Annotated in this window: 7 protein-coding genes; all 7 read left to right on the top strand. The window is 37.8% G+C overall.

Translation table 11 applies throughout. The features are described 5' to 3' along the window. The first annotated feature begins 157 nt into the window (after positions 1-157). Positions 158-643: a tripartite tricarboxylate transporter TctB family protein gene (locus tag SOY52_RS05160; protein ID WP_320847908.1), complete on the top strand. Its 486-nt coding sequence runs from the start codon at positions 158-160 to the stop codon at positions 641-643. Further along, positions 640-2127, top strand: a complete 1488-nt coding sequence (locus tag SOY52_RS05155; RefSeq protein WP_320847907.1) for a tripartite tricarboxylate transporter permease — start codon at positions 640-642, stop codon at positions 2125-2127. The genes SOY52_RS05160 and SOY52_RS05155 overlap by 4 nt, the downstream gene beginning before the upstream one ends. Before the next feature lie 148 nt (positions 2128-2275). Further along, entirely contained in the window at positions 2276-3493 is a 1218-nt protein-coding gene (locus tag SOY52_RS05150) for an iron-containing alcohol dehydrogenase (RefSeq protein WP_320847906.1), read from the top strand. A gap of 114 nt (positions 3494-3607) precedes the next feature. After that, complete coding sequence (locus SOY52_RS05145) at positions 3608-4456, top strand: sulfide/dihydroorotate dehydrogenase-like FAD/NAD-binding protein (protein WP_320847905.1); 849 nt, start codon at positions 3608-3610, stop codon at positions 4454-4456. A 12-nt stretch (positions 4457-4468) separates the two neighbouring features. Next, positions 4469-5881: an NADPH-dependent glutamate synthase gene (gene gltA, locus SOY52_RS05140; protein ID WP_320847904.1), complete on the top strand. Its 1413-nt coding sequence runs from the start codon at positions 4469-4471 to the stop codon at positions 5879-5881. Between the two features lie 117 nt (positions 5882-5998). Continuing rightward, the gene (cgtA, locus tag SOY52_RS05135; RefSeq protein ID WP_320847903.1) at positions 5999-7057 is read left to right on the top strand and encodes an Obg family GTPase CgtA; all 1059 of its coding nucleotides are present in this window, start codon (positions 5999-6001) and stop codon (positions 7055-7057) included. Continuing rightward, positions 7047-7283: adenylyltransferase/cytidyltransferase family protein (locus SOY52_RS05130; protein ID WP_320847902.1), on the top strand; the 237-nt coding region annotated here is incomplete at its 3' end. The genes cgtA and SOY52_RS05130, both read left to right, overlap by 11 nt.

The raw sequence follows: 7283 nt of genomic DNA, 5'->3' as shown, positions 1-7283 counted from the left end.
TGGGGCACAGTCAATTGCCCCACGATGTAACGCCATCTGCAAGTCCATAGAAGGAAACTGCAGGAATTAAAGGCAGGAGGCTAGAAGCCGTTAGTACTGCTGGGCAGTTGCAAGCTGGCACCCTTTAGGGTGGCGGTAGTTCACTTGGAGGTTCAAGTTGCAAGAAGATAGAAAAAAGCTAAATCCAGTAGTTATTGAAGGTATAGCTTTATTAGCCTTTTCTGTAATTGGAGTTATTTATTCTATAGTAAGTCACTTCGGCTTTAAGGTTGAATGGAAATTAAGTCCATATCTTTTTCCACTCTTTATTTCATTGATGCTTTTTGTTTTATCTATTTCTCTCTTATTAAGTGGCTTAAAAGGGATGGATGAGAAAAAGAGTGAAAAAGGGGATAAAAAGACATTTTTACTATTTTTAGCAGAGTGTGCTATTTATCTAGTGGTTTTAAGATACCTTGGTTTTTTAATTTCAACTATGATTTTACTTGGTGCTATAGTTCGCTTACTTGGAGAAAAGAACTGGGTAAAGGTTATTTTAATTAGTGTTGTTACCTCTTTAATAATTTACTTTTTATTTGGTGTTTATCTTGGCGTAATGCTTCCTAAGGGAAAGCTACTTTATATAATGGGAATTAGACTATGAACATTAATTACATGATTGGTTATTTTTGCTCTCCAAGATTTATTTTACTAGTACTTCTTGGTTCAGTATTAGGTCTATTCATTGGTGCTATCCCAGGACTATCTGTTACAATGGCAACTGCCTTATTAGTTTCAGTTACATATTCATGGGGTACATCTGATGCCATGGCTATGATAATGGGACTTTATGTTGTAGGAGTATTTTCAGGAGCATTGAGTGCAATCTTAATCAACATCCCAGGTGCTCCTAGCTCAGTTGTTACTGCTTTTGATGGATATCCTCTTGCAAAAAGAGGGGAGGCATATAAGTCTTTAAAGTATGCTACCGTATACTCCTTTGTTGGTTCTGTATTTGGTTTTATCGCTCTTTGGCTTTTATCAGGGCCAATTTCAAATATTGCCCTTAAATTCCATCCAATAGATTACTTTCTTCTATCATTCTTTGGTCTTTTAGCAGTAGGAAGCTTAACAAGTAAATCTTTTACCAAAGGTTTAATTAGTGCTGCAGTAGGATTGTTAATTGCAATGGTTGGTATGGATAGTGTAATGGGACGCCCAAGACTAACCTTTGGAATCAGAGCACTTCAGGGAGGAATTAACGTAGTTCCTGCTTTAGTTGGTCTCTTTGGTATGACTGAGGTACTCTCATCTATCATGCAAAAGAAGATGGGGGCAGAAGTAAGTGAGATGAAGAATGAAAAGGTTCCTATGAAAGATATCTTAAAACATTTTCCATTCTCAATTATCTACTCAGTAATTGGTACATTTGTTGGAGCTCTTCCGGGAGCAGGTGGACCAGTTGCTTCATTCTTAGCTTATTCAACTGCTCAGAAAGTTGTTAAAAAGCCATCTCGTGAGTTTGGACAAGGTGCAGTAGAAGGTATTGTAGCAAGTGAAAGTAGTAACAATGCTTGTATTGGTGGTGCTTTAATTCCGATGCTTACATTAGCTGTTCCAGGTGATGCAGTAACTGCAATTATTTTAAGTGTATTTATTGTTCATGGAATGCAACCAGGACCACTATTTATTAAAACCCAACCTGATATGTTTGCTTCCGTCTTAGCTGGTGGTTTTATTGGATGTATCTTCCTTCTTTTATTAGGTCTATTAGTTGCACCAAAGCTTAGTAAGTTAATTCTTGTTCCAAAGAGAATACTTCTTCCAATTGTAACTGTACTTTGTATCATTGGTAGCTTTGCATGTAATAATAGAATTTTTGATGTTGTATTAATGTTTATCTTTGGCTTAGTTGGCTACTTTATGAGAAAGCATGAATATCCTACAGCACCAATGGTACTTGCAATAGTACTTGGTTCTATGATGGATTCAAACTTTAGACGAACAGTTTCACTTTTGCAGAGTGAAGAGCATAAAATAGCTTATCTCTTCTCAAGTCCAATTACAGTGATTCTATTTGCTGTAACAGTACTAACATTAGTCTTTAGTATTCCTCAAGTACAAAAATTGTTTAAAAAGAATAAATAAGCATCAGGACTCGGAATTCCGGGTCCATTTTTATTAATAAAAAAAAGATAAAAAAATATCGATAAAATAGTAGCCATTACTTTTAGAAAGTGATATAACAAGGGGCAGTTAGGAATAACTTATTTAGAATTTTTAATGGAGGTCATGTATGGCACGTTTTACATTACCAAGAGACTTATATCACGGTAAGGGTTCATTAGAAGCTCTTAAATCATTTAAAGGCGAAAGAGCTGTTATCTGCGTAGGTGGCGGTTCAATGAAGAAGTTTGGTTTCTTAGATAGAGCAGTTAACTATCTTAAAGAAGCTGGAATGGAAGTAGAACTCATTGAAGGTATCGAGCCAGATCCATCTGTTGATACAGTTATGAAGGGCGCTGCAAAGATGCTCGAGTTCAAGCCTGATTGGATTATCGCTATGGGTGGTGGTTCTCCAATTGATGCTGCTAAAGCAATGTGGATTAAGTATGAATATCCTGAAATCACATTCGAAGAGATGTGTAAGGTATTTGGTATTCCTTCACTTAGAAAGAAGGCTCATTTCTGTGCTATTTCATCAACATCAGGTACAGCTACTGAGGTAACAGCATTCTCTATTATTACTGACTATGCTAAGGGTATTAAGTATCCTATTGCTGACTTTGAAATTACTCCAGATGTTGCAATTGTTGACCCAGATCTTGCTGAGACAATGCCTAAGAAGCTTGTTGCACACACAGGTATGGATGCAATGACACACGCTATTGAAGCTTATGTATCTACAGCTAACTGTGAGTTCACAGACCCACTTGCAATCCATGCAATTGAAATGATTCAAAAGGACTTAGTTGCTTCATACAACGGTGATATGGCATCAAGAGATAGAATGCACTATGCTCAGTGTCTTGCTGGACAGGCATTTAGTAATGCTCTTCTTGGTATTGTTCACTCAATGGCTCATAAGACTGGTGCTATCTTCCAGGATTATGGTGCACACATCATTCACGGTGCAGCTAACGCTATGTACCTTCCAAAGGTTATCGCATTCAACGCAAAGGACCCAGTTGCTAAGCAGCGCTATGGTGTAATTGCTGATTACATGCACCTTGGTGGTAAGGATGATGATGAGAAAGTTAAGCTCTTAATTGCTTATCTCAGAAAGATGAATGATGATCTTAACATCCCACACTGTATTAAGAACTATGGTGCTGATAGCTATCCATGTGAGCAGGGCTTTGTTCCAGAGAATGTATTCTTAGAGAGAGTTGAAGATATTGCTAAGAACGCTCTCCTCGATGCTTGTACTGGTTCTAACCCACGTCAGCCAAGTCAGGAAGAGATGGTTAAGCTTCTCAAGTGTTGTTACTACGACACAGAAGTTGACTTCTAATCAACTTTTTATTAATTATATTCATAGGGCGCCAAAAAGGCGCCTTTTGTTAGTTTACTAATTCATTATTTTTTGATAAAGAATAAATTAACATTATAAAAAAAGAGATAAAAAATGTACAAGATTGCTAGAAAAAAAGTTTTAAATCCAACAGTTACACAGATGGAAATTGTTGCTCCGCTTGTTGCTGCTAAGGCAAAACCAGGTCAATTCATCATTCTTCGCGTTGATGAAAAAGGTGAAAGAATCCCACTCACTGTTGCAGGTTGCAATACAGAAGACGGCACAGTAAAAATTATCTTCCAAGTAGTAGGTGCAACAACTGAAAAACTTAACCACAAAGAAGAGGGTGAATACATCCAAGACTTTGTTGGTCCTCTTGGTGTTGCAACACACACAGAGGGTATTAAGAAGGTATGTATCATCGGTGGTGGTGTAGGTTGTGCTATTGCAATGCCTGTTGCTCAAGAGTTCCACAGACTCGGTGCTGATGTAACATCAATTATTGGATTCAGAAATAAAGACTTATTAATTTGTGAAGAAGAGTTCAAAGAAGCTTCTAATAAACTTGTTGTTATGTCTGATGATGGTTCTTACGGTAGACATGGTAATGTTACAGTTCCTCTCAAGGAAATGCTTGAAGAAGGTGAAACATTTGATTTAATTATTACAATTGGACCAGTTATTATGATGAAGTTCGTTGTTGAAACAGCTAGACCATATAACATCCCTGTTACAGTTTCAATGAACCCAATCATGATTGATGGCACAGGTATGTGTGGTGGTTGCCGCTTAACATTAAATCAAGATGGTAAGAAGGTAACAAAGTTCGCATGTGTTGATGGCCCAGACTTCAATGGTTACGAAGTTGACTTCGATGAGGCTATGAGCAGAGGTAGAATGTACTTTGATTACGAGCGCCATGCATATAGTGATGCATGTAACCTTTTCAAGAAGGCTTGAGGAGACTAAAAAATGCCAATTAATCCAAAAAAACATGAGATGCCTACTCAGGCTCCAGAAGTAAGAGCTCACAACTTTAAGGAAGTAGCTCTTGGATATGATGTAAAAACAGCTGTTGAAGAAGCTAACAGATGTTTAAATTGTAAGAATAAACCATGTGTACAGGGCTGTCCTGTAAACATCAGTATTCCTGAGTTTATCAGTCACATTAAGAAAGAGGACTTTGAAGGTGCTTACGAGGTTATTTCTAAATCTTCTTCTCTTCCTGCTGTTTGTGGTCGTGTATGTCCTCAGGAATCACAATGTGAGAGTAAGTGTACTTTAGGTATTAAGTTCGAACCAGTTGGAATTGGTCGCTTAGAGAGATTCGTTGCTGACTATCACAATGCAAACTGCAAAGCTGAAGTAGTTGCTCCAGAACCAAACGGTCACAAAGTTGCAGTAGTTGGTTCAGGTCCTTCAGGCTTAACATGTGCTGGTGACCTTGCTAAGAAGGGTTATAAAGTTGCTGTATTTGAAGCTCTTCACACAGCCGGTGGTGTACTTGTTTATGGTATTCCTGAATTCCGTCTTCCAAAGTCAATTGTTGCAAAAGAAGTTGAAGGCTTAAAGGCTCTCGGTGTTGATATCGATACTAACGTAGTAATTGGTAAGACATTAACAATTGATGAACTCTTTGGTATGGGCTATGAAGCAGTATTTGTTGGTTCAGGTGCAGGTCTTCCAAACTTCATGAATATCCCTGGTGAAGCATTAAAGGGTGTATATTCAGCAAACGAGTTCTTAACAAGATCTAACCTTATGAAGGCATATGAAGATACTCCTGATACACCTATCATGAAGGGTGGTAAGGTTGCAGTAGTTGGTGGTGGTAACGTTGCTATGGATGCCGCTAGAACAGCTCTTCGTCTTGGCGCTGAAAAGGTTTATATCGTTTATAGAAGATCTTTAAACGAGCTTCCTGCAAGAAAAGAAGAAGTTGAACATGCAATGGAAGAAGGTATCGATTTCAGACTTCTCAATAACCCTGTTGAAATCCTTGGTTACCACAACCCTGATGATCCAAGAGATCCAAAGAATGGATTTGTTACAGGAATGAAGTGTGTAAAGATGGAGCTCGGTGAGCCAGATCAAAAGGGTAGAAGAAGACCTATCGCAATTGAAGGTAGTGAATTCGTACTCGATGTTGATACAGTTATTATGGCTATTGGTACAAGTCCAAACCCACTTATTAAGAATACTACTAAGGGACTCGAAGTTAATGCTCATGGTGGTATCATTGTAAATGAAGATGGTCTAACAAGCCGTGAAGGTGTTTATGCTGGTGGTGATGCTGTAACAGGTGCTGCTACAGTTATTTCAGCTATGGGCGCTGGTAAGGTTGCTGCTAAGGCAATTGACGAATTCTTATCTAAAAAGAACTAAGAGTAATAAATAATTATTTGCCGTGGACTATTTTGCTGTGCCACGGCAATTATTATGTATTCTTGGAAAATCATAAAAAATAATTTATATTTGGTTAAAAAAGACAGGAGTTAATTAATGTTTGGATTTTCTGATGAGACATATATCGATGTAGCTAGCGGTAATGGTGGTGCAGGCTGTGTATCATTCCATCGTGAAAAGTTTGTGCCAAAAGGTGGTCCAGATGGAGGAGATGGCGGACGTGGTGGAGACGTCGTTTTTGTCGTTAAAGAAAATTTAAGAACTCTTGGACATTTAAAGATGGTTAGAACCTATCGTGCTGAAAATGGAAGAAATGGACAGGGCGATAGATGCTTTGGCCGTGATGGACAGGATGTTGAAATTCCTGTTCCACCAGGAACAGTATTAAAGGATCCTGATACAGGTGAAATTATTAAAGACTTAACTGGTCTTGATAGATATGTCTTTTTAAAGGGTGGTAAAGGTGGCCAAGGTAACTGGCACTTTAGAACTGCTACTCGTCAAACTCCACGTTTTGCTCAACCTGGTGAAAAGGGTACAGAGTGTAGAGTTGGAGTTGAATTATTAGTAATTGCAGATATTGGTTTTGTAGGCTTTCCTAATGCAGGAAAGAGCTCTCTATTAAACTTATTAACTAATGCAAGAAGCAAGGTTGCAGGATACCCATTTACAACTAAGATACCACAGCTTGGTGCTATGCGCTATGATGATCAAGATATGATATTAGCTGATATCCCAGGTATTATTGAGGGTGCAAGCGAAGGCGCTGGAATGGGCTTTAAGTTCTTAAGACACATTTCAAGAACTAAAGGACTTGCTTTCTTCATCGATTTATCAGATGAAGCATATCTAGATTCTTATTCAATTTTAACAAATGAACTTCACACCTTTGCTCCAGAACTTTTAAAGAAACCTCAAGTAATTATTGCCAGTAAATATGATGAGGATGGAGCAGAAGAGAGATATATTAAGCTTCAAGAGATGTTTGGCGATGTAAAGGTACATAAGCTATCTATTTACATGGATGAAACTATTGAAGATGTTAAGCATGCCTTTATAAAAATGGTAAGCGATGCTGGAATCAAAAAAACTGATGATAATGGTGGTTTTACCACAAAGGTAGATAATGATGCCTACTACAGAGATGAAGAGTAAACTCACTTGTATTTTTGGTGGCACTTTTGATCCAATTCATAAGGGTCACTTACATATATTAAACCAATTAGAAGAGTATACTCCTTATGAGAGAGTAATTGTTATTCCTGCTCGAATTTCAAACTTTAAGCAAGAAAGTAATCCAACACCTGCTGTAGACCGATATAATATGGTAAAAATAGCACTTAATGAGTACTCATCTAAGCAGCCAACACGATTGGAATTA

The sequence above is a fragment of the Bullifex sp. genome (genome assembly GCF_034103065.1).
Classification (GTDB): domain Bacteria; phylum Spirochaetota; class Spirochaetia; order Sphaerochaetales; family Sphaerochaetaceae; genus Bullifex.
This window is presented reverse-complemented; position numbering and strand designations above follow the sequence as displayed.

Coding starts and splice junctions, on each gene's coding strand:
- SOY52_RS05155 (WP_320847907.1), top strand. CDS start 640: ATGAACATTAATTACATGATTGGTTATTTTTGCTCTCCAAGATTTATT.
- cgtA (WP_320847903.1), top strand. CDS start 5,999: ATGTTTGGATTTTCTGATGAGACATATATCGATGTAGCTAGCGGTAAT.
- gltA (WP_320847904.1), top strand. CDS start 4,469: ATGCCAATTAATCCAAAAAAACATGAGATGCCTACTCAGGCTCCAGAA.
- SOY52_RS05150 (WP_320847906.1), top strand. CDS start 2,276: ATGGCACGTTTTACATTACCAAGAGACTTATATCACGGTAAGGGTTCA.
- SOY52_RS05145 (WP_320847905.1), top strand. CDS start 3,608: ATGTACAAGATTGCTAGAAAAAAAGTTTTAAATCCAACAGTTACACAG.